The sequence below is a fragment of the Kitasatospora sp. NPDC093102 genome (genome assembly GCF_040683915.1).
GTDB lineage: Bacteria > Actinomycetota > Actinomycetes > Streptomycetales > Streptomycetaceae > Kitasatospora.
Genome location: NZ_JBFBFA010000001.1, coordinates 593,805 through 614,022, shown reverse-complemented (window position 1 = coordinate 614,022; position 20,218 = coordinate 593,805). Strand labels below are relative to the sequence as shown.

Below are 20,218 nucleotides of genomic sequence, written 5' to 3'. Positions count from 1 at the left end.
GTGCCGGGCGCCTGCGCATGTCCGGGAGCCACCCGGCGGCCGAGCGGAAACCGTCCGGAAACCGGCGGCACCGGAATGACCGGAACACCGGATCCGCTCTCGAAACGGTGTTCCCCGGAATGAATTCCCCAGGGGAATTCGAAAATGCGTGCAATTGACCCTGGCGCCATTTCCGGATGGGATGTGAATTTCCCTTCCGGAGGACTCCCACTGACATGCCTGTGCTCACGCGGCTGGTCCTGCCGCACGCCGCTCCCCGGGTGGCCGTCGCCCGCCCCGCCGACGACGAGGACGTCGTCTTCGGACTGCTGCGCGCCCGCTGGCACGGCCGCGGCCTGGAGCTCACCGGCTTCGCCCGCCCGAACGACCAGGACACCGGCCGGCCCGGCTCCGCCTGGACCTGGCTGACCCTGCGCCACCGGAACCGCTCCCAGCCACCGCTGCACCTGCGCTCCCGGCCCCTCCGGCTGCCCGAGGTCACCGACGACAGCGCCCAGCCCGGGCACAACCACGACTGGTCCGGCTTCACCGCGCTGATGGCCCCCGGCCGGCTCCGACGCGGGGGCCACTGGCTGCTCGGCGACTGGCGGATCGAGACCACGCTCTTCACCCGCCCGCGCCCCACCCGGGTGCGCCGCCGGTACGGAGCCCTCGCCCCGCACTGGTGCGGTTCCGGCGAGTACCCGCCGGCCCACTGGGTGGACCACGACGTCCGGCTCCAGCCGTTCTTCGCCGACGGCCGGCTGCGGCTGCGGCTGGAGCGCCCCGCCGTCCGGATCACCCGCGCCGCCCCCGCCCCCGCCGGCCTGGAGCTGGGCGGGTTCGCCGACGCCTGCCCCTCCGGCACCGTGCTGCGGCTGCGCCACCGGGAGAGCGACGCGGCGGTCGAGCAGCCGCTCGCCCGCACCGGCAACACCTTCACCGTCCGGGTGCCGTACCGGCCGTTCACCGCCGACGGACGGGGCGGCGGAAGGCTGGAGCACTGGGACGCCGAACTGCTGCGCCCCGACGGCGGAACCGAGCAGCTCTGCCTCGACGAGCGCGGCGGCCCGGTGGCCGGCCAGCACCCGCTGCCCGGTGCCCCGGACCGGGTGCTCTACCTCAAGCACCTCGCCGACGGCCGGCTCCAGCTCTGCGTCCAGCCCGCGGCCGGCCTGGTCGACCGGATCGCCGTACGGCACGGCGGCTTCGAGCTGTCCGGCCACTGCCCGGGCCCGGCCTCGGACCGGCTGGAGCTGGTGCTGCGGCACTCCGGCACCGCGAGCGAGGTCCGCACCCCGGTCGACACCGCCCCGGACGGCCGCTTCCGGGCCCGGGTGCCCGCCACCCGGACCGGCTCGGACGGCGTCGCGCTGCCGCTGCGCAAGGGCCTCTGGGAGGCCGCGCTGGAACCGGCCGGCCGGCCCGGGGACGGCCGGCCGCTGTTCGCCGCCCCCGCCGTGCTGCCCGCCGTCCCCGCTGCCACCACCGCCGGCGGCAAGCGCATCCTGCTGCAACGCCGTTGGCACGACACCCTGCTGGTGGACTCCACCCCGGTGCTCACCGCCGACGAGCGCAGCGCCTGGACGCAGCACCGGCTGCGCACCGAGCGCTACCCGGCCGCCCGCCGCGCGCCGCTGCGCGAGGCGGTGCTGTACGACGTGTTCGGCGGCCGCGGCTACGCCGACTCCCCGCGCGCGGTGCACGCCGAACTCGTGCGCAGGCAAGCCCGGTTGGAGCACCTGTGGGTGGTCGACGACGCCCAGGCCGAGGTGCCGCCCGGGGTCGTCCCGGTGCGGAGCTGGAGCCCGGAGTGGTACCTCGCGCTGGCCACCTGCCGGTACCTGGTCGGCAACACGCACTTCCCGGACTTCCTGGAGCGCCGCCCCGGCCAGGTCGTCGTGCAGACCTGGCACGGCTCACTGCTGAAACGGATCGCCCACGACGTCGAGAGTCCCTGGCTGGCCGACCACGGCTACCTGGAGGCGCTCGACCGGGAGACCCCGCAGTGGAGCCTGCTGGTCTCCCCCAGCCCGTTCGCCACCCCGATCCTCCGGCGCGCCTTTCGCTACGGCGGCGAGCTGCTGGAGTCCGGCTACCCGCGCAACGACGTGCTCGCCCGCCCGGACCCGCGGACCACCGCGTCCGTCCGCCGCCGGCTCCGCATCCCCGAGGGCAGGCGGGTCGTGCTGTACGCGCCGACCTGGCGCGAGGACCAGCAGCGCGGCGACGGCGACGGCTTCCGGCTCGACCTGCGGCTGGACCTCGACCACGCCCGACGCCTGCTCGGCCCGGACCACGTGCTGCTCGTCCGCCCGCACGCGCACGTGCGCGAGCAGCTGCCCGGCGCCGGTGACGGCTTCCTGTACGACTGCGGGGACTACCCCGACCCGCAGGAGCTGCTGCTGATCGCGGACGTCCTGGTGACCGACTACTCCTCGATCATGTTCGACTTCGCCGTCACCGGCCGCCCGATGTACTTCTTCACCTACGACCTGGAGCACTACCGCGACACCCTGCGCGGCTTCTCCTTCGACTTCGAGCGGAACGCCCCCGGCCCGCTGGTGGCGACCTCGGCCGCACTGCTCGGCGCGCTGCGCGAACTCGCCGACGGCGACGCCGGACTGCCGCCCGGTTACGCCGAGCGCTACCGGCGCTTCCGGGCCGAGCACTGCGCGCTGGACGACGGCGGCGCGGCCCGCCGGGTGGTCGACCGGCTGCTCGAACTCGGGCGGGCCGCGACGCGGGCCGGGATGCGGACCGGCCCGGACCGGCCTCAGCCGAAGGAGTAGCTCCGCCAGGGCCGCCAGACCTCGTCCGCGTCGAAGCGGGAGAGGCCGAAGCCCGGTACCGGGAAGGCCGCGTGGAAGCCGCGGGCCTGTTCGTACGCCTGGTCCAGCACGTCGTCCGACAACCCGTGGGCGACCGTCACGTGCGGGTGGTACGGGAAGGCCAGCTCACGGGCCAGCGGGCCGGAGCGGACGTCCGCCTCCAGCAGCCGGCACTCCTGCGCGCCCTCCTCGACCCGGACGTACACCACCGGGGAGACCGGGCGGAAGGTCCCGCTGCCGCGCAGCAGCATCCGGAACGGCCGGTGCGCGGTCGCCACCGCCGCCAGGTGCTCCTCGATCTTCGGCAGCTCCTCGGCGGGCACCTCGGTCGGCGGCAGCAGGGTGACGTGCGTGGGTATCGACCGGGCCAGCGGATCGCCGTGCCCGGCCCGGGCGTCCTGGATCGCCGTGCCGTACGGGTCCGGGACGCTCACGGACACGCCGATGGTGACGACCTCGGGGAGGTCGTCACCACCGGGCAGGTGCGTGAGGGGAGTCACCGCTTGGCGGCCGGGAGGAAGCCGATCCGGTCGTACACCGTCTCCAGCGTCACCGACGCCACCTCGCGGGCCTTCTCGGCGCCGATCGCCAGGACCCGGTCCAGCTCCGCCGGGTCGTCCAGGAACATCCGGGTGCGCTCCTGGAAGGGGGTGACCCACTCGGTGAACAGCTCGGCCAGCTCGGTCTTCAGGGCGCCGTACATCCTGCCCTCGAAGTGCGCGACCAGCTGGTCGATCGACTGGCCGCTGAGCGCCGAGTGGATGCGCAGCAGGTTGGAGACGCCCGGCTTCTCCTCCTCGTCGTAGGACACGACGGTGCCGGTGTCGGTGACGGCGCTCTTGAACTTCTTGGCGCTGGCCTTCGGTTCGTCCAGCAGGCTCACCAGGCCCTTGGGCGAGGAGGCCGACTTGCTCATCTTGACGGCCGGGTCCTGGAGGTCCTGGATCTTCGCCGTCTCCTTGAGGATGTACGGCTTCGGCACCGTGAAGGTCGGGCTGTAGCGGGTGTTGAAGCGCTCGGCGATGTCGCGGGTGATCTCCACGTGCTGGCGCTGGTCCTCGCCGACCGGGACGGCGTCCGCCTGGTAGAGCAGGATGTCCGCGATCTGGAGGATCGGGTAGGTGAACAGGCCGACCGTGGTGCTCTCGGAGCCGTACCGGGAGGACTTGTCCTTGAACTGGGTCATCCGCGAGGCCTCGCCGAAGCCGGTGAGGCAGTTCATCACCCAGGCGAGCTGCGCGTGTTCGGGCACGTGCGACTGGACGAAGAGCGTGCAGTGGTCCGGGTCCAGGCCCGCACCGAGCAACTGGGCGGCGGAGACGCGGGTGTTCTCGCGCAGCGTCACCGGGTCCTGCGGCACCGTGATCGCGTGCAGGTCGACGACCATGTAGAAGGCGTCGTTCTCCTTCTGCAGGTCGACCCACTGGCGTACCGCGCCCAGGTAGTTGCCGAGGTGGAACGAGCCGGAAGTGGGCTGGATGCCGGAGAGCACCCGGGGACGGTCCTTGACCGGACCAGTGACCGCTGCGTTGACCATGCGGGCCATTGTTCCAGTTCCACCGCTCGCTCAGGAAACCTCCGCCCCGAGCGGTTCGGCCAGTGTGACCGCACTCACCCCCACCCGGGCGATCCGCCGGCCCTCGACCTTGGCCACCGTCAGCAGCACCTCGCCGCCGCCCTCGACCGGGACGCGCACCTGGTCGCCGTCCCGGGGCAGCCGGCCGAGCGCGGCGACCAGGCAGCCGGCCACCGTCTCGTACGGACCCTCGGGCAGGGTCACTCCGGTCTCCTCGGCGAAGTCGCCGAGGTTGAGCAGGCCGTCCAGCTCCATGCCGCCGCCGGCCAGCCGGCGGGTGGGGGCGGCCTCCGGGCGGTCGTACTCGTCCCGGATCTCGCCGATCACCTCCTCGACCAGGTCCTCCAGGGTGACGATCCCGGCGGTGCCGCCGTACTCATCCACCACGATGGCCAGGTGGTGCCCCTCCCGGCGCATCTCCCCCATCGCCTCCAGCACCAGCTTGGTGCCGGGCAGCAGCTTGACCGGCCGGGCCAGGTCGCGGACCTTGGCGGCCTGCTCGCCGCGCGCGCCGTACAGGTCACGGACGTGGACGAAGCCGACCACCGCGTCGGCGCTGCCCTCGACCACCGGGTAGCGCGAGTGCGGCGAGGTGTCGGCCTGGTGCCGGACGGCGGCCAGCGGACGCTCGGCGTCCAGGAAGGTCACCTCGGTGCGCGGGACCATCACCTCGCGCAGCTGGCGCTCTCCGGCGGAGAACACATCGGCGATCAACGCCCGCTCGTCGCTTCCGAGTTCGGTGTTCGCGGCGACCAGGCCGCGCAGTTCCTCGGAGCTCATCGAGCCGCGGCCCGCCGCCGGGTCCCCGCCGAGCAGCCGGACCATCAGATTGGTGGAGTGGCCGAGCAGCCAGATCACCGGCCGCAGCACCACCGACATCACGTCCACCACCGGGGCGGCGACGACCGAGATGGACTCGGCGCGCTGCAGGCCGATCCGCTTGGGGGTCAGCTCGCCCAGCACCAGCGAGGCGTAGCTGATCACCAGGGTGAGGCCGACCAGGGCCACCGCGTCGGACATGCCCTGGGACAGCCCGGCCCGGACGAACAGCGGGGCGACCTTGCCGGACAGGGTGTCCGCGCCGAAGGCGGCGGACAGGAAGCCCATGCAGGTCACCCCGACCTGGACGGCGGCCAGGAAGCGGTTGGGGTCGGCGGCCAGGTGCGCGGCCCGGGCCGCGCGCCGGGTTCCGCGCCCCTCCAGCGTCCGGATCTGACCCTCGCGCAGCGAGATCAGCGAGATCTCGGCGACGTTGAACAGCCCGCCCAGCAGGATGAAGACGAGGACGAGCGCGGCGTCCCCGAGTGTTTCGTTCACAGCGGGCCAGTGTAGGACGGCCGGTACCGGCCGGGGCCGGACACGGCGGCGGCCCGCCGCTTCCGGGAGGGAAGCGGCGGGCCGCCGGTGAAGCCGTGCGGGGCGGGCTCAGATGAGGCCCAGCTCCTGGACCGCGTCGCGCTCCTCGGTCAGCTCCTTGACCGAGGCGTCGATGCGGGCGCGGGAGAAGTCGGAGATCTCCAGGCCCTGGACGATCTCGAACTTGCCGTCCTTGGTGGTGACCGGGAAGGAGGAGATCAGGCCCTCCGGAACGCCGTAGGAGCCGTCGGAGACGACACCCATGGAGGTCCAGTCGCCCTCGGCGGTGCCGTTGACCCAGGTGTACACGTGGTCGATGGCGGCGTTGGCGGCCGAGGCGGCCGAGGAGGCGCCGCGGGCGTCGATGATGGCGGCGCCACGCTTGGCGACGGTCGGGATGAAGTCGCTCTCCAGCCAGGCCAGGTCGCTGCCGATGGCCTCGAAGGCCGGCTTGCCGGCGATCTCGGCCTGGAAGACGTCCGGGTACTGGGTCGCGGAGTGGTTGCCCCAGATGGTGACGCGCTTGATGTCGGAGACCAGGGCACCGGTCTTGGCGGAGAGCTGGCCGACCGCGCGGTTGTGGTCCAGGCGGGTCATCGCGGTGAAGCGCTCGGCCGGGACGTCCGGGGCGTTGCGCTGGGCGATCAGGGCGTTGGTGTTGGCCGGGTTGCCGACGACCAGGACCTTGATGTCGTCCGCGGCGTGGTCGTTGATCGCCTTGCCCTGCGGGCCGAAGATGCCGCCGTTGGCCTGGAGCAGGTCCCCGCGCTCCATGCCCGCGGTGCGCGGACGGGCGCCGACCAGCAGCGCGACGTTGGCGCCGTCGAAGGCCTCGTTCGGGTTGTCGGTGATCTTGATGTCGCGCAGCAGCGGGAAGGCGCAGTCGACGAGCTCCATGGCGGTGCCCTCGGCGGCCTTGAGGCCCTGCGGGATCTCCAGGAGGCGCAGGTTCACCGGCACGTCGGCACCGAGCAGGTGGCCCGAGGCGATGCGGAAGAGCAGCGCGTAGCCGATCTGGCCGGCCGCTCCGGTGATGGTGACGTTGACGGGGGTGCGGGTCATTTCTACCTTCTCCAGCAAATCGCCAGGCGCCCCAGGCACACCGGCACTGGAGCCAGGATGATCTCTCGACATCGAGAGACCGGCGTCAGGTTATCGCAAAGGGAAGCGTACGCCGGGTGTCCTGACGTGGCTGATGCGTCACAGAAAAGGACGGCCCCCGCCCGGCCCCTGGACTTCCAAGGTGCCGGGCGGGGGCCGTCACGGGCCCGCGGATCAGTGCCTGGGCCGGCCCATCAGCTGGCCGATGTTGTCGAGCAACGGGATCTGCAGCCACGGGTTCGGCTGCGCCACCAGGGTCAGCAGCACGATCGAGGTGCCCAGGAAGCTCAGCACGATCACGTCGGTGAAGCGGCTGCGCACCGCCAGCATCCCGACCTCGGGCAGCACCAACCGCAGCACCGCGCCGAGCAGCACGCCGCCGCCGAGGATCAGCAGCCCGTACTTGAAACCGTCCTTGAAGTCCGCGAACCAGGTGACCGCGAGGCCGGCGCCGACGACCAGCAGGACCAGCGTGATCGGCCACTGCCGCACGGGCAGCGCGTGATCGCGTCCGAGGGCCGCGGCCGAGCCCTCGGGCGGCACGGTGCCGGTGGTCCTGGCCGGCCTGCGGGGGGACCGCGCCGGGCGCGGTTCAGTCATGCTCGCCGTCCCTGGGGTGTCAGATGCCGGCGCGGCGCTCGGCCGCCTCGACGATGTTGTTGAGCAGCATCGCGCGGGTCATCGGGCCCACGCCGCCGGGGTTCGGGGAGATCCAGCCGGCCACCTCGGCCACGCCCGGGTGCACGTCGCCGACGATCTTGCCCTCGCTGCGGCTGACGCCCACGTCCAGCACCGCCGCGCCCGGCTTGACGTCCTCCGGCTTCACCAGGTGCGGCACGCCGGCGGCGGCCACGATGATGTCGGCCTTGCGCAGGTGGGCGCCGAGGTCCCGGGTGCCGGTGTGGCACAGGGTGACGGTGGCGTTCTCGCTGCGGCGGGTCAGCAGCAGGCCGATCGAGCGGCCGACGGTGATGCCGCGGCCGACCACGACCACCTCGGCGCCGTTGATCTCGACGTCGTGGCGGCGCAGCAGCTCGACGATGCCGAGCGGGGTGCACGGCAGCGGGCCCTCGATGCCCAGGGCGAGCCGGCCGAGCGAGGTCGGGTGCAGGCCGTCGGCGTCCTTGTCCGGGTCCATCAGCTCCAGGACCGGGTTCTGGTCCAGGCCCTTGGGCAGCGGCAGCTGGACGATGTAGCCGGTGCAGGACGGGTCGGCGTTGAGCTCGCGGACGACGTTCTCGACGTCCTCCTGGGTGGCGGTGGCGGGCAGCTCGCGCTGGATCGAGGCGATGCCGACCTCGGCGCAGTCCTTGTGCTTCCCGTTCACGTACCAGCGGCTGCCCGGGTCGTCACCGACCAGGACGGTGCCGAGGCCGGGCGTGACGCCCTTCGCCTTGAGGGCCGCCACGCGGGCGGCGAGTTCGGACTTGATCGCGGCGGCGGTGGCCTTGCCATCGAGAATCTGGGCAGTCATGACCCCATTCTCCCGGATCGCCGGGGGTCTCCGCACCGAGGGCCCGACCGGCGCGGGACGGTCCCGGACGGATGGACGGGCGGGTGAACGGATGGGTACGAAGGTCCGCCGCACGTTGCGGTTGCGCCACAGTCTCGGCGCGGCGCGCCGAACCGGCTGGACAGGGCGCCGTCGTCCGGATGACGATAAGCGCATTCCCGCCGCGAACCGGCCCGGTGACGGGCCGACGGCCCTCGCGGCGGAGCGTTGTACCCGGGGGAAAGAGCCAGTGAGCCGACCACAGCAGAACGAGCAGTCCGACCGCGGGGGCACCGTCCCGCCCCCGCCGTACCCGTCGGCTGCCTCGCGCCCCTGAGGCTCACCACGCTGCCGCGCCGCGGCGCCCGTCACCGCCGCCTGGCTGTCACCCCGCTCCGCTAACGTCCCCTTCGGTCGGTGACCCGACTCACCGACCGGCACCGGGCCGCCAGCGTCCCGTCCCCGCGTCCCCGTAACTGCCCGGAGGCATCCATGAGTTACCCGCCCGACCCGAACAACCCGAACAACCCGTACGGCCAGCCGCCGGCCGCCCAGGGCTACGGCTACCCCCAGCAGGCCCCGCCGCCGCCCGCCGCGGGCTACGGCTACCCCCAGCAGGCCCCGGCCTACGGGCAGTACGGCTACCCGCCGGTGGCAGCCCCGCCGCAGTCCATGCCGGGCCTGATGGTGACCGCCCGGGTGCTGCTGTTCATCGTCGGCGGCACCCAGGTGCTGGCGGCGCTGTTCTGCCTGATCGGGGCCGCGGCCGCCAAGGACGTCGTCAGCAACAGCGACTCGAGCGACGAGGGCCTGCTCGCGCTCGGCAACGCCGCCGCCGGCGTCGCGGCCGTCATCGGCGTCGTGTTCGCGCTGGCCGCCGCGCTGTCCATCACCCTCGGGGTGAAGTTCGGCAAGGGCGGCAACAGCGTCCGGATCATCACCATCGTCTACGGCTCGATCGGCGGCCTGCTCGGGCTGCTCGGCCTGCTCGGCTCGTTCGGCGCCGAGAAGGGCCAGGCGGCGAACCTCGTCGTCGCCCTGCTGTGGGTGGCCATCAGCGTCATCTGGATCACCGCCGTGTGCACCCGGGACGGCGTCAACTGGTTCAACCGGCCGCGTTACTGACCGGCCCGCACGACAGAGCGGCCCGGCTCCCTCCTCGGAGGGGGCCGGGCCGCTCTGTCACACCGTCACGCCGTCGGCGGGATCAGTGGAAGAAGTGCCGCGCACCGGTGAAGTACATGGTCACGCCGGCCTCGGCGGCCGCCGCGACGACCTCCTCGTCACGGATCGAGCCACCCGGCTGGACGATCGCCTTGACACCGGCCGCGATCAGGATCGCCGGGCCGTCCGCGAACGGGAAGAAGGCGTCCGAGGCCGCGTAGGCGCCCTTGGCACGCTCGCCGGCCCGCTCGACCGCGAGCTTGCAGGAGTCCACCCGGTTGACCTGGCCCATGCCGACGCCGACCGAGGCGCCGTCCTTGGCCAGCAGGATCGCGTTGGACTTGACGGCCCTGCAGGCCCGCCAGGCGAAGGCCAGCTCGGCCAGCTCCTCCGCGGTCAGCGCCTCACCGGTGGCGAGGGTCCAGTTCGCCGGGTCGTCGCCCTCCGCGTGCACCCGGTCCGCGTCCTGGAGCAGCACGCCGCCGGAGATCGGGCGCACCTCCTGGCGGTTGGCCGGGGCCTCGGGGGCGAGCAGCACCCGCAGGTTCTTCTTGCGGGTGAGCACCTCCAGGGCGCCCTCCTCGTAGCCGGGGGCCACGACGACCTCGGTGAAGATCGGGGCGATCTGCTCGGCCAGCGCGACGGTGACCGGGCGGTTGACGGCGATCACGCCGCCGTACGCGGAGACCGGGTCGCACTCGTGCGCCTTGCGGTGCGCCTCGGCGACGTCGCTGCCGGTCGCGATGCCGCACGGGTTGGCGTGCTTGATGATCGCGACGGCCGGGGCGGCGTGGTCGTAGGCGGCGCGGCGGGCTGCGTCGGTGTCGACGTAGTTGTTGTACGACATCTCCTTGCCGTGCAGCTGCTGCGCGCCGGCCAGACCGCCGGTGCCGTCGCTGTACAGCGCGGCGCCCTGGTGCGGGTTCTCGCCGTAGCGCAGCACGTTCTGCCGCTCCCAGGTCGCGCCCAGGAACTCGGGGAAACTCTCGTCGCTCGGCGCGTAGCCGGCCTCGAACCAGGAGGCGACGGCCACGTCGTACGCGGCGGTGTGGGCGAACGCGGCACCGGCCAGGCGCTTGCGGGTGGCCAGGTCGAAGCCGCCCTCCCGCACCGCCTCCAGCACGTCGCCGTAGCGGGCCGGGTCGACCACGACGGCCACCGACGGGTGGTTCTTGGCGGCGGCGCGGACCATGCTCGGGCCGCCGATGTCGATCTGCTCGACGCACTCGTCCGGGGTGGCGCCGGAGGCGACGGTGGCCTTGAACGGGTAGAGGTTCACGACGACCAGGTCGAAGGGCTCGACGCCCAGCTCGGCCAGCTGCGCGCGGTGCGACTCCAGCCGCAGGTCGGCCAGCACGCCGGCGTGCACGCGGGGGTGCAGCGTCTTCACGCGCCCGTCCAGGCACTCCGGGAAGCCGGTCAGCTCGGAGACCTCGGTCACCGGGACACCGGCGGCGGCGATCCGGCCGGCGGTGGAGCCGGTGGAGACGATGGAGACCCCGGCGGCGTGCAGGCCCTGGGCCAGCTCCTCCAGACCGGTCTTGTCGTACACGCTGATCAGCGCACGACGGATCGGACGGATGTTCTCCGAAACGGGGGGCGTGGTGGAGCTGGCACTCATGCTCCCACCTCGCTGCGGTCGGCGGGCGCTGCGCGCCAGGCACCCCTGTCGATGACTCGTTCGCTGCGCTCACTCATGTGCCGGAATCCATACCTTTCGGTCCTCGATGCGGTGACCTTCGCGGGCCAGCCGACCCACGACGTCGACGAGCAGCTTTCGCTCGACAGTCTTGATGCGCTCGTGCAGCGCTTCGCCGCCATCGGCGTGGTCGGAGTCGACGACCTCGACGACGCCCTGCGCGATGATCGGCCCGGTGTCCACGCCGGAGTCGACCAGGTGGACGGTGCAGCCGGTGACCTTCACCCCGTACGCGAGCGCGTCGGTGACGCCGTGGGCGCCGGGGAAGGCGGGCAGCAGTGCGGGATGGGTGTTGACGATCCGCCCGGCGAAGGCGGTGATGAACTCGGGGCCGAGGATCTTCATGAAGCCGGCCGTGACCACCAGGTCCGGCTGGTACTCGGCGACGGAGGCGGTCAGCGCGCGGTCCCAGGCGGCCCGGTCCGGGTGGTCCTTCACCCGGTGGACGAAGGTCGGCAGGCCCGCCTTCTCGGCGCGCTCCAGACCGGCGATCCCGTCCCGGTCCGCACCGACGGCGAGGATCTCGGCTCCGTAGGCCGGATCGGCGACGGCGTCGATCAGCGCCTGCAGGTTGGTGCCGGAGCCGGAGACCAGCACCACCAGGCGGGCCGGTCCGGGCGTACGGGGCGGGAAGTGCTGGGCGGGGGCGGCGGCCACTGCGCGTTTCTCCGTAGGTCGGGCGCCGTCCGCTGGTACGTCCACCGGCGGTGGGGCCACTACGAACGGCAGGTCGAGCGAGGGGGAACTCCGGGGAAACCCGCCGCGACGCGGGCCCCGGGGAACCTCTGTGGGCTGCTGACCGTCACCACGATAACGGCTGGTCGGACGGCCTCCGCACCCTCCCGGCGGCGCTACGCGCGTAGTTGAGACGGGGATCTCCTCCGGCCCACCGCACCGGAGTTGCCCCGGCCCGCAACGCCCGGCCCGGCCCCGCGGCACGGGCCGCCGGTGGCCCGCCGGACGACTGCGGGATCATTGGGGCGCGGGAGACCGCTCCGACGCGAGAACCTCCGAACGAGCCCCGACCGAGAAGGAATGGCTGAACCATGAGCAGCGGCGACGACACCGGCGAGCGCAACCCCTTCGCGCCGCCGCCGGCGGATGCCCCGGACCAGCCGTGGCAGCCGCGCAGCCCCTGGGCCGGCGGAGGCCACGGATCCGACGGGCAAGGGGGGCCCGGCGGCCAGGGCGGCGAGCGCCCCCAGCTGCCGCCGCCGTGGGGCTCCGGTGGCGACGGCCGCCCCGGTCAGCGGCCGCCGGCCCCGCAGCCGCCCCGGCTCGACCTCTCCGATCCGGCCCACCGCAAGGCCCGCAACGCCGCGCTGGCCGGGCCGTTCGCACTGGTCTGCCTGTTCGCGGGGCTCCACTGGATCGCCCTGCTGGTCGGGGCGCTCGGCATCGTCTGGGGCGTCGGCGCGCTGCGGGACCGGCGGTCCGCCCCGGCCGCCACCGCGGTCGCCGGGCCGGGCGGGCCGCTCCCCGCGGCCCCGGCACCGAACCCGCTCACCCCGGCCGCGCTCGCCGGCATCCTGACCGGCGCGATGACCGTCGTGGTCGCCACCTCGGTGATCGGCCTCGGGTACCACTACCGCGACTACGTCACCTGCGTCCAGGACTCGCTGACCGCCGTCGGCGCCCAGAACTGCGACCGGTACGCACCGCAGTGGTACGTGGACTTCACCGGGAACGCCGAGTAGTCGGACCGCCGGATCCGCTCAGACGTCCGGGTCCCACTCGTCGGGGCCCGGCTCGTCGGCGTTGCGGACGGCCGGCCCGGAAAGCCGCACCACGAGGGCGTTCGTACGGGCGCGCAGTCCCAGCACGCCCCGGTGGACCTGCCGCGCGAGCCGGGCGTACACGCCCCTGCCGTCCGCCGGGCCCAGCATGCGGTACCGCACCAGCAGCGCGCCGGGAACGGCGACCAGCGCGATCCAGCCCACCGCCGCCGGACCCGACCACGGCACCGGCCCCACCCAGGCCAGCCGCTTCCCGGCCAGCGCCCCTCCGGAGAGCCAGCCCAGCACCGCCGCCCCGGCCCCCACCGACAGCGCCGCCGCCAGCGCGGCCACCACCGTCGCGGCCGGCCGCCAGGGCTCGGGCCGCGGCCCGGCCCCGGCGGCCGGAAGCCGCCGGCCCGCCGCCGCTCGGCCCAGCAGCACCGCCGGCACCACCCCGGCCAATAGCGGCAGCGCCAGCGCCACGAGCCGCCAGCCACCCGGTCCGTCCGCCGGCAGCAGGGCGAACAGCGGGAACTCGGGCACCGGGCCCAGCACCGTACCGGCCGGCGACACCACCGTCCCGGCGCCCACCGCGAAGCCGGGACCCAGCGCGTACGCCGCGCCCCACAGCACCGCGTTCGGCAGCAGCGCCACCGTGAGCAGCAGCAGCCCCGACAGCGCGGCGGACCCGCCCCCCAGCAGAGCCATCCCGCGCCCGCCGCCGGCCACCGCGCCCAGCAGCGCCGAGAACACCACCAGCAGTCCGCCCGCCGCGACCAGCCCGGCCCCGGCCGCCAGCGTCGCGGCCCGCACCACCGGCCCGGCGCCGGCCGGACGGTACGGCGGCGGGAGCCGGTCCAGCAGGGAGTCTGCCGGTACGCCGAGGACGGTCACCGAGCGGGCTCCGGCAGCCGTCGCCAGGCCCGCCACCAGCGTCACCACCAGGACGTCCAGCAGCACCCGGCTGCGGAGCGGACCGGTGCCCGCGCAGTGCAGCGCCACCGCGACGGCCACCACGCAGTACCCCGCCCACACCGCCACCGGGCCGCCCCAGCGCGAACGCAGCCCGCGCCGCGCCGCCACCCCGGCGCCCATCCGGTAGAGCTGGACCACGGCCAGGGCTCCGAGCAGCAGCGGAGTGACGGTCAGCGGGGCGTCCGCCGCCCCGCGCAGCACCGGTGCACCGTGGCCCAGCAGCCAGAGCACCCCCGTCAACCGGGTGACAGCGGCCGCGCCGCCGTCCGCGTACGGCGTCACCAGCCAGAGCCCGAGCACCGGCGCCCCGACCACCGCCAGGCCGACCAGCGCCGTCCGCACTCCCGTCAACAGGTCGGCCAGCGCGGGGCGTCCGCCCAACTCGCCGGGCAACTCCAGGATCGGACGGCCCATCAGCTGCGTCATGCGCCACATGGTGCCAAGGCGACTCGCCATGCTCCGTGAAGCGCCAAACCACCGCCGTGTCCCAGATTATTGGCTTATGCGCATTTTCAGACCCCACCCCCAAGCCGCCGGCGCCCCGGCCCGGAGCGTCTGATGACCACGCCACCCACCGCCGACTCCCCCACCCCGGAGCGCCACCGCAAGCGCGCCCACGCCGCAGCCGAAGCGGGCTGCCCGCCACGGAAACTGACCCCCCGTGAGGCGCAGACCCTGGCCCACCTCGTGGCCGGCCACGACCTCCCCCGCACTGCCGCCGCCCTCGGTGTCACCCCCACCACCGCCCGCAGCTACCGTCGGCGCGCGCTGCGCAAGCTCGGCACCCGCACCGAGGCGGAGGCCCTCGCCCTGCTGGGCGGCACGCTGCCGCACCCCTCGGGCCCCGGCCCGACCGGGCACCCGGCGAACTGCGCCGACCTCGACCCGGCCGGCCCGGTACCGGCCTCGGCCGCCCCCGGTCCCGTACCGGCAGCACCGGCAGCCGCCGGGAAGCCCGCCCCGGGAGCCTCCGACGGCACTCGGCGGGCAGCCCGGGACGCGCGCGTGCGGGTGGCCGCCCGGCCCGCGCGGGCCGTGAACGGCGGCGCAGGCCCCGGGACTCCGGCCGAGAAACCGCGCCAGGCCGCCGGCACGCCGCCTTCCACCGGGAAGTGCGCCGCCCCGGGGCGCGCGCAGGACCAGCGCACGCCCGTCGACCAGCCGGAACACGTCACCACACCTCCGGTGTGCCAGGCCGCACCGGCGGCGGGCGACGGGCAGCGCCGGCCGTCCGACGCGAGCCGCGAGCCGGTGGCCCCCGCAGGCCCCGAGCAGGCCCGGCCGGAGAGCACCGCGAACGCGGGCGGTGGCAGTGGGCCGGCGGCCCCCGCCGCCGCGGCCGCCGGCAGCGGCGACACACCGCCCCGGACCGCGGCCGCGCAGGGAGCGGACGGCAGGCACACGCAGGCCGCCGGCCCCGACCGGGCCCGGAAGGCCCGGCCCGCACAGGAGGAACGCCACACCACCGCCGCACCCGCGGCACACGCCCAGGACCCGGCCGGCCGCGAAAGCGCCACGCCCCCGCCCGTCGGCCCCGGCCGGGCGGCGTTGGCCGCCGCCGCTCCCGCGGGTGCGGACGACGACCTCGACGCGGAGCCCCCGGCGGTGAGCTTCGAGGAGCTCTACGAGACCGCGCACACCCGCCTGGTGCAGCAGGTGTTCCTGCTGACCGCCTGCCGGTACCGGGCGGTGCGCTGTGTACGGCGGGCGTTCGGGGAGGCCCGGCGGCGCTGGGGCGCGGCGGTCGCCTCGGGGAGCCCGGAGGGGTGGGTACGGGTGCGCGCCTGCGAGCTGGCGCTGTCCCCGTGGCACCGGGGCAGGCCCCGGTGGGCGCACGTGTGGAGGCTGCCGCACCGGCGGATCAAGGTGCGTCCGGCCGACGAGGCGCAGGCGGTGCTGCCGGACCACGACCGGCTGACCGACGGGGACCGGGCGCTGCTGAAGGCGCTCAAGCAGTTGTCCCGGCCGCAGCGCCGGGCGCTGGTGCTGCACGACGGGCTGGGGCTGCCGGCCGCGGCGGTCTCGGTGGAGGTGGAGTCCACACGGGCGGCGGCCGAGGGACGGGTGTGGGCCGCCCGTACGGCGCTGGCGCAGTGGGTGCCGGAGCTGGTCGGGCCGGACCCGGCGGCGCCCGGCTTCGCGGACGGGCTGAGCGGGCTGCTGTACCGGGCGGCGGTGCGCGGCTGTCCGGAGCCGCACCGGACGCCGGTGCCGGTGCTGCGGGCCCGGCACCGGCTCCTGACGGCGAGCCGGACGGGCGCGGCGGCGCTGCTGACGGTCGCGGTGGGCGGGGCGACGCTGGCGACCCTGACGGGGGTGCGCCCGGCGGCGCTGTTCCGGTCGACCACCCCGCCGACACCCGCGCTGTGCCTGCCCGCGACCGGGGAGCGGGCGGCGGAGCCGGGCGTGCCGCTGGTGCCCGGCGGGGCGCCGAACGGCATCACCAGCATCTGGTGCAGTCCGGCACCCGGCCGGGAGGCCGTCCTGGTGGAGCCGCACCCGCAGGCGGCCGCGCGCTGGCGGCTGCCGACGGCGGGCCGGATCGGCGCTCCGCCGCCGCAGGGCCCGATGGCCTGTCGGCCGTGGTCGCCGCTGCCCTGCACGACGGGGCCGAGCGGGCGCTGAACGCGCCGGGGACGACGAGCGCCCCCGCCCGGGGAGGGCGGGGGCGCTCGTCACGCGCGGGGCGGGATCAGCCCTGGGCGGCGATGATCTCGCGGGCCAGGCGGGCGGTCTCGGACGGCGTCTTGCCGACCTTGACACCGGCGGCCTCAAGGGCCTCCTTCTTGGCCTGGGCGGTGCCCGAGGAGCCGGAGACGATGGCGCCGGCGTGGCCCATGGTCTTGCCCTCGGGGGCGGTGAAGCCCGCGACGTAGCCGACGACCGGCTTGGTGACGTGCTCGGCGATGTAGGCCGCGGCACGCTCCTCGGCGTCGCCACCGATCTCACCGATCATGACGATGATCTCGGTCTCCGGGTCCTCCTGGAAGGCCTTGAGCGCGTCGATGTGGGTGGTCCCGATGACCGGGTCACCGCCGATGCCCACGGCCGAGGAGAAGCCGATGTCCCGCAGCTCGTACATGAGCTGGTAGGTCAGGGTGCCCGACTTCGAGACCAGACCGATCTTGCCGGAGCTGGTGATGTCGGCCGGGATGATGCCGGCGTTCGACTGTCCGGGGCTGATCAGGCCGGGGCAGTTCGGGCCGATGATGCGGGTCTTGTTGCCCTTGGCACCGGCGTGCGCCCAGAAGGCGGCGGTGTCGTGCACCGGGACGCCCTCGGTGATGACGACGGCCAGGCCGATCTCGGCGTCGATGGCCTCGATCACGGCGGCCTTGGTGAACGCCGGCGGCACGAAGAGGACGGAGACGTCGGCCCCGGTCTTCTCCATCGCCTCGGCGACGGAGCCGAAGACCGGGATCTCGGTGCCGTCGACGTCGACCGTGGTGCCGGCCTTGCGCGGGTTGACACCGCCGACGATCTGGGTGCCGGAGGCGAGCATGCGGCGGGTGTGCTTCATGCCCTCGGCGCCGGTCATGCCCTGAACGATGACCTTGCTGTCCTTGGTAAGGAAGATAGCCATGGTGTGAAAGTCCCCTTCCTTACTTGTTGGCCAGCTCGGCGGCGCGGTCAGCGGCGCCGTCCATGGTGTCCACGCGCTGGACCAGCGGGTGGTTGGCGTCGTCGAGGATCTTGCGACCCAGCTCCGCGTTGTTGCCGTCCAGGCGGACGACCAGCGGCTTGGTGACGTTCTCGCCCTTGCTCGCGAGGAGCTCCAGGGCCTGCACGATGCCGTTGGCGACCGCGTCACAGGCAGTGATGCCACCGAAGACGTTGACGAAGACCGACTTGACGTCGGGGTCGCCCAGGATGATCTCCAGGCCGTTCGCCATGACCTCGGCGGAGGCGCCGCCACCGATGTCGAGGAAGTTGGCGGGCTTGACGCCGCCGTGGCTCTCACCGGCGTAGGCGACCACGTCGAGGGTGCTCATGACGAGGCCCGCGCCGTTGCCGATGATGCCGACCTGGCCGTCGAGCTTGACGTAGTTCAGACCCTTGGCCTTGGCGGCGGCCTCCAGCGGGTTGGCCGCGGCCTTGTCCTCCAGGGCCTCGTGCTCCGGCTGACGGAACTCGGCGTTCTCGTCCAGGGAGACCTTGCCGTCGAGCGCGATGATCTTGCCGTCGCCGGACTTGATCAGCGGGTTGACCTCGACGAGGAGGGCGTCCTCCTTGATGAAGACGGTCCACAGCTTCTGCAGGACGTCGGCGACCTGGTCGGCAACCTCGGCCGGGAACTTCGCCGCGGCGACGATCTCGGCGGCCTTCTCCGGGGTGCAGCCCTCGTTGGCGTCGACCGGGATCTTCGCGAGCGCCTCGGGGTTCTGCTCGGCGACGACCTCGATCTCCACGCCGCCCTCGACGCTGGCCATGGCCAGGAAGGTGCGGTTGGTGCGGTCCAGCAGGAACGAGACGTAGTACTCGTCCTTGATGTCCGCGGTCTGGGCCAGCATCACCTTGTGAACGGTGTGGCCCTTGATGTCCATGCCGAGGATCTGCTCGGCCTTGGCGACGGCGTCCGCCGGGTCGGCGGCGAGCTTGACGCCGCCGGCCTTGCCTCGGCCGCCCACCTTCACCTGAGCCTTGACGACGGCGCGGCCGCCGAAGCGCTCCGCGATGGCGGCAGCGTCTGCGGCGGTCTCGATGACATCGCCGTCAAGCACGGGCACGCCGTGCTTGGCGAAGAGGTCCCTCGCCTGGTACTCGAACAGGTCCACGTGTTTGTCCTTGTTCGTGGTCGCGGATTGTGTCTCTACGAGCGTGCCACGGCAGGATCTTCGCTGCGGGTCGTCGGGGCGGTGCGGGTACGCAGAGGTACGGCCTTGCGGCCCACACAGCCACGGGCGCACACGTCAATCAACACGCGCGTCACGTCCGTCTGGCAGGTTATCCCCGCGGGACGGGACTGTTCCGCCCGGGGCCTGCCCGTCTTGGGTGAGAACCGTCACAGAAGGCCCGGAGGGGCGGGGCCGGGCGGCCGGTCCACCGATCGAGCGGATTAGCGCGTTCGGGTGAACCCTTCAGATCCCCTGTGCGGCCCCCTTGATCAGGTGCTGCGGGATCGGGCGCTTCTCGATGGCCGCCGCCATGATCTCCGGGAACGCGTCCGGGGTGCAGGCGAAGGCCGGCGCCCCGAGCGAGGCCAGGGCGGCGGCGTGCGCGTGGTCGTACGCCGGGGCCCCCTCGTCGGAGAGCGCGAGCAGGGCGATGAACTGGACGCCGGCCGCCTTCATCGCGGCGACCCGCTTGAGCATGCCGTCCCGGATGCCGCCCTCGTACAGGTCGCTGATCAGCACCACGACGGTCTCGGAGGGCCTCGTGATCTTCGACTGGCAGTAGGCGAGCGCCCGGTTGATGTCGGTGCCGCCGCCGAGCTGGGTGGCGAACAGGACGTCGACCGGGTCGGTGAGCTGTTCGGTGAGGTCGACCACCGAGGTGTCGAAGACGACCAGCCGGGTGTCCAGGGTGCGCATCGAGGCGAGCACCGCGCCGAAGACCGCCGAGTGGACGACCGACGGCGCCATCGAGCCGGACTGGTCGATGCAGAGGATGACGTCCTTCTTCACGGCGCGCTGGGCACGGGCGTAGCCGACCAGTCGCTCGGGGACGACGGTGCCGTGCTCGGGCAGGTAGTTCTTCAGGTTGGCCCGGATGGTGCGGTCCCAGTCGATGTCGCGGTGGCGGGGACGGTTGACCTTGGCGCTGCGGTCGAGCGCGCCGCCGAGCGTGGACCGGGTGCGGTCGGCGAGCCGGCGCTCCAGGTCGGCGACCACCTTGCCGACCACCGCCCGGGCGCTCTCCCGGGTGGTCTCGGGCAGCGCGTGCTTGAGCGAGAGCAGGGTGCCGACCAGGTGCACGTCCGGCTCGACGGCCTCCAGCATCTCCGGCTCCAGCAGCAGCCGGTCCAGGCCGAGCCGGGTGATCGCGTCCTGCTGCATCAACTGCACGACGGTGGACGGGAAGTACTCACGGATGTCGCCCAGCCAGCGGGCCACCTGCGGGGCCGAGCCGCCCAGCCCGGCGCTGCGGCGGCCGGTGCGGCCGGACCGGCTGCCCTCCTCGGGGGCGCCCCGGTAGAGCGCGGCGAGGGCGTCGTCCATCGCCGCGTCGCGGCCGCGCAGGGTGCAGCCGGTACCGTCGGCCTCACCGCCGAGCACCAGCCGCCAGCGGCGCAGCCGTTCGTCGGTCGTGGGCGCTGCCATCTCGTCCTCCTTCAGCGGGTCCTGCGGTGGGGCAGGTGTTCGGTGCGGTGAGTGTCACTGCGGCGGG

At 73.8% G+C, this 20,218-nt stretch carries 16 protein-coding genes; 4 read left to right on the top strand and 12 right to left on the bottom strand.

Going from position 1 to position 20,218, the window contains the following annotated elements; genetic code table 11:
* The first annotated feature begins 215 nt into the window (after positions 1-215).
* On the top strand, positions 216-2,771 hold the full coding sequence (locus AB0O11_RS02880; RefSeq protein ID WP_363381068.1) for a CDP-glycerol glycerophosphotransferase family protein: 2,556 nt from the start codon (positions 216-218) through the stop codon (positions 2,769-2,771).
* On the opposite strand, the gene AB0O11_RS02875 is transcribed toward AB0O11_RS02880, so the two are convergent.
* The 6 genes from AB0O11_RS02875 to AB0O11_RS02850 form a co-directional block, all read right to left on the bottom strand.
* Positions 2,756-3,310 (bottom strand): 2'-5' RNA ligase family protein, encoded by a 555-nt coding sequence (locus AB0O11_RS02875; protein WP_363381066.1) that lies wholly within the window; start codon positions 3,308-3,310, stop codon positions 2,756-2,758. The genes AB0O11_RS02880 and AB0O11_RS02875 overlap by 16 nt on opposite strands.
* The gene (gene trpS, locus AB0O11_RS02870; protein WP_363381062.1) at positions 3,307-4,347 is read right to left on the bottom strand and encodes a tryptophan--tRNA ligase; all 1,041 of its coding nucleotides are present in this window, start codon (positions 4,345-4,347) and stop codon (positions 3,307-3,309) included. Before trpS ends, AB0O11_RS02875 begins: the two co-directional genes overlap by 4 nt.
* 30 nt (positions 4,348-4,377) lie before the next feature.
* The gene (locus AB0O11_RS02865) at positions 4,378-5,703 is read right to left on the bottom strand and encodes a hemolysin family protein (protein ID WP_363381060.1); all 1,326 of its coding nucleotides are present in this window, start codon (positions 5,701-5,703) and stop codon (positions 4,378-4,380) included.
* A 108-nt stretch (positions 5,704-5,811) separates the two neighbouring features.
* Complete coding sequence (locus tag AB0O11_RS02860) at positions 5,812-6,804, bottom strand: malate dehydrogenase (RefSeq protein ID WP_363381057.1); 993 nt, start codon at positions 6,802-6,804, stop codon at positions 5,812-5,814.
* Between the two features lie 213 nt (positions 6,805-7,017).
* Positions 7,018-7,443 carry a DUF3017 domain-containing protein gene (locus tag AB0O11_RS02855; protein WP_363381054.1) on the bottom strand — a complete coding sequence of 142 codons (426 nt, stop codon included), beginning with the start codon at positions 7,441-7,443 and terminating at the stop codon, positions 7,018-7,020.
* Between the two features lie 19 nt (positions 7,444-7,462).
* Positions 7,463-8,317 carry a bifunctional methylenetetrahydrofolate dehydrogenase/methenyltetrahydrofolate cyclohydrolase gene (locus AB0O11_RS02850; RefSeq protein ID WP_224282302.1) on the bottom strand — a complete coding sequence of 285 codons (855 nt, stop codon included), beginning with the start codon at positions 8,315-8,317 and terminating at the stop codon, positions 7,463-7,465.
* Between the two features lie 510 nt (positions 8,318-8,827).
* On the opposite strand from AB0O11_RS02850, the gene AB0O11_RS02845 reads away from it, so the two are divergent.
* Positions 8,828-9,460 (top strand): hypothetical protein, encoded by a 633-nt coding sequence (locus AB0O11_RS02845; RefSeq protein ID WP_363381051.1) that lies wholly within the window; start codon positions 8,828-8,830, stop codon positions 9,458-9,460.
* An 82-nt stretch (positions 9,461-9,542) separates the two neighbouring features.
* Here AB0O11_RS02845 and purH read toward each other — a convergent pair whose 3' ends face one another.
* Together purH and purN are read right to left on the bottom strand one after the other, a co-directional pair.
* Positions 9,543-11,120, bottom strand: coding sequence for a bifunctional phosphoribosylaminoimidazolecarboxamide formyltransferase/IMP cyclohydrolase (gene purH / locus AB0O11_RS02840; RefSeq protein WP_363381048.1), 1,578 nt, complete (start codon positions 11,118-11,120; stop codon positions 9,543-9,545).
* A gap of 69 nt (positions 11,121-11,189) precedes the next feature.
* Entirely contained in the window at positions 11,190-11,855 is a 666-nt protein-coding gene (purN, locus tag AB0O11_RS02835; protein ID WP_363381045.1) for a phosphoribosylglycinamide formyltransferase, read from the bottom strand.
* 389 nt (positions 11,856-12,244) lie between these two features.
* Between purN and AB0O11_RS02830 the strand changes: the two genes are divergently transcribed.
* Positions 12,245-12,895, top strand: a complete 651-nt coding sequence (locus tag AB0O11_RS02830; RefSeq protein WP_363381043.1) for a hypothetical protein — start codon at positions 12,245-12,247, stop codon at positions 12,893-12,895.
* Between the two features lie 18 nt (positions 12,896-12,913).
* Here AB0O11_RS02830 and AB0O11_RS02825 read toward each other — a convergent pair whose 3' ends face one another.
* A complete protein-coding gene (locus tag AB0O11_RS02825; protein WP_363381040.1) occupies positions 12,914-14,317 on the bottom strand; it encodes a DUF6350 family protein in 1,404 nt (467 codons plus the stop codon).
* 132 nt (positions 14,318-14,449) lie between these two features.
* Between AB0O11_RS02825 and AB0O11_RS02820 the strand changes: the two genes are divergently transcribed.
* A complete protein-coding gene (locus tag AB0O11_RS02820) occupies positions 14,450-16,516 on the top strand; it encodes a LuxR C-terminal-related transcriptional regulator (RefSeq protein ID WP_363381038.1) in 2,067 nt (688 codons plus the stop codon).
* A 67-nt stretch (positions 16,517-16,583) separates the two neighbouring features.
* On the opposite strand, the gene sucD is transcribed toward AB0O11_RS02820, so the two are convergent.
* The 3 genes from sucD to AB0O11_RS02805 all read right to left on the bottom strand — a co-directional run bounded on the left by sucD (position 16,584) and on the right by AB0O11_RS02805 (position 20,151).
* Positions 16,584-17,474 (bottom strand): succinate--CoA ligase subunit alpha, encoded by an 891-nt coding sequence (sucD, locus tag AB0O11_RS02815; protein ID WP_363381036.1) that lies wholly within the window; start codon positions 17,472-17,474, stop codon positions 16,584-16,586.
* A 19-nt stretch (positions 17,475-17,493) separates the two neighbouring features.
* Positions 17,494-18,666 (bottom strand): ADP-forming succinate--CoA ligase subunit beta, encoded by a 1,173-nt coding sequence (sucC, locus tag AB0O11_RS02810; RefSeq protein ID WP_363381035.1) that lies wholly within the window; start codon positions 18,664-18,666, stop codon positions 17,494-17,496.
* A gap of 303 nt (positions 18,667-18,969) precedes the next feature.
* A complete protein-coding gene (locus AB0O11_RS02805; RefSeq protein ID WP_363381033.1) occupies positions 18,970-20,151 on the bottom strand; it encodes a VWA domain-containing protein in 1,182 nt (393 codons plus the stop codon).
* Between the last annotated feature and the right edge of the window lie 67 nt (positions 20,152-20,218).

Excerpts from the sequence above, each read along its gene's own strand:
- AB0O11_RS02825 (WP_363381040.1), bottom strand. The coding sequence starts at position 14,317 with ATGACGCAGCTGATGGGCCGTCCGATCCTGGAGTTGCCCGGCGAGTTG.
- AB0O11_RS02855 (WP_363381054.1), bottom strand. The coding sequence starts at position 7,443 with ATGACTGAACCGCGCCCGGCGCGGTCCCCCCGCAGGCCGGCCAGGACC.
- AB0O11_RS02880 (WP_363381068.1), top strand. The coding sequence starts at position 216 with ATGCCTGTGCTCACGCGGCTGGTCCTGCCGCACGCCGCTCCCCGGGTG.
- AB0O11_RS02830 (WP_363381043.1), top strand. The coding sequence starts at position 12,245 with ATGAGCAGCGGCGACGACACCGGCGAGCGCAACCCCTTCGCGCCGCCG.
- purH (WP_363381048.1), bottom strand. The coding sequence starts at position 11,120 with ATGAGTGCCAGCTCCACCACGCCCCCCGTTTCGGAGAACATCCGTCCG.
- AB0O11_RS02845 (WP_363381051.1), top strand. The coding sequence starts at position 8,828 with ATGAGTTACCCGCCCGACCCGAACAACCCGAACAACCCGTACGGCCAG.
- AB0O11_RS02805 (WP_363381033.1), bottom strand. The coding sequence starts at position 20,151 with ATGGCAGCGCCCACGACCGACGAACGGCTGCGCCGCTGGCGGCTGGTG.
- AB0O11_RS02820 (WP_363381038.1), top strand. The coding sequence starts at position 14,450 with ATGACCACGCCACCCACCGCCGACTCCCCCACCCCGGAGCGCCACCGC.
- sucD (WP_363381036.1), bottom strand. The coding sequence starts at position 17,474 with ATGGCTATCTTCCTTACCAAGGACAGCAAGGTCATCGTTCAGGGCATG.
- AB0O11_RS02860 (WP_363381057.1), bottom strand. The coding sequence starts at position 6,804 with ATGACCCGCACCCCCGTCAACGTCACCATCACCGGAGCGGCCGGCCAG.
- AB0O11_RS02850 (WP_224282302.1), bottom strand. The coding sequence starts at position 8,317 with ATGACTGCCCAGATTCTCGATGGCAAGGCCACCGCCGCCGCGATCAAG.
- trpS (WP_363381062.1), bottom strand. The coding sequence starts at position 4,347 with ATGGTCAACGCAGCGGTCACTGGTCCGGTCAAGGACCGTCCCCGGGTG.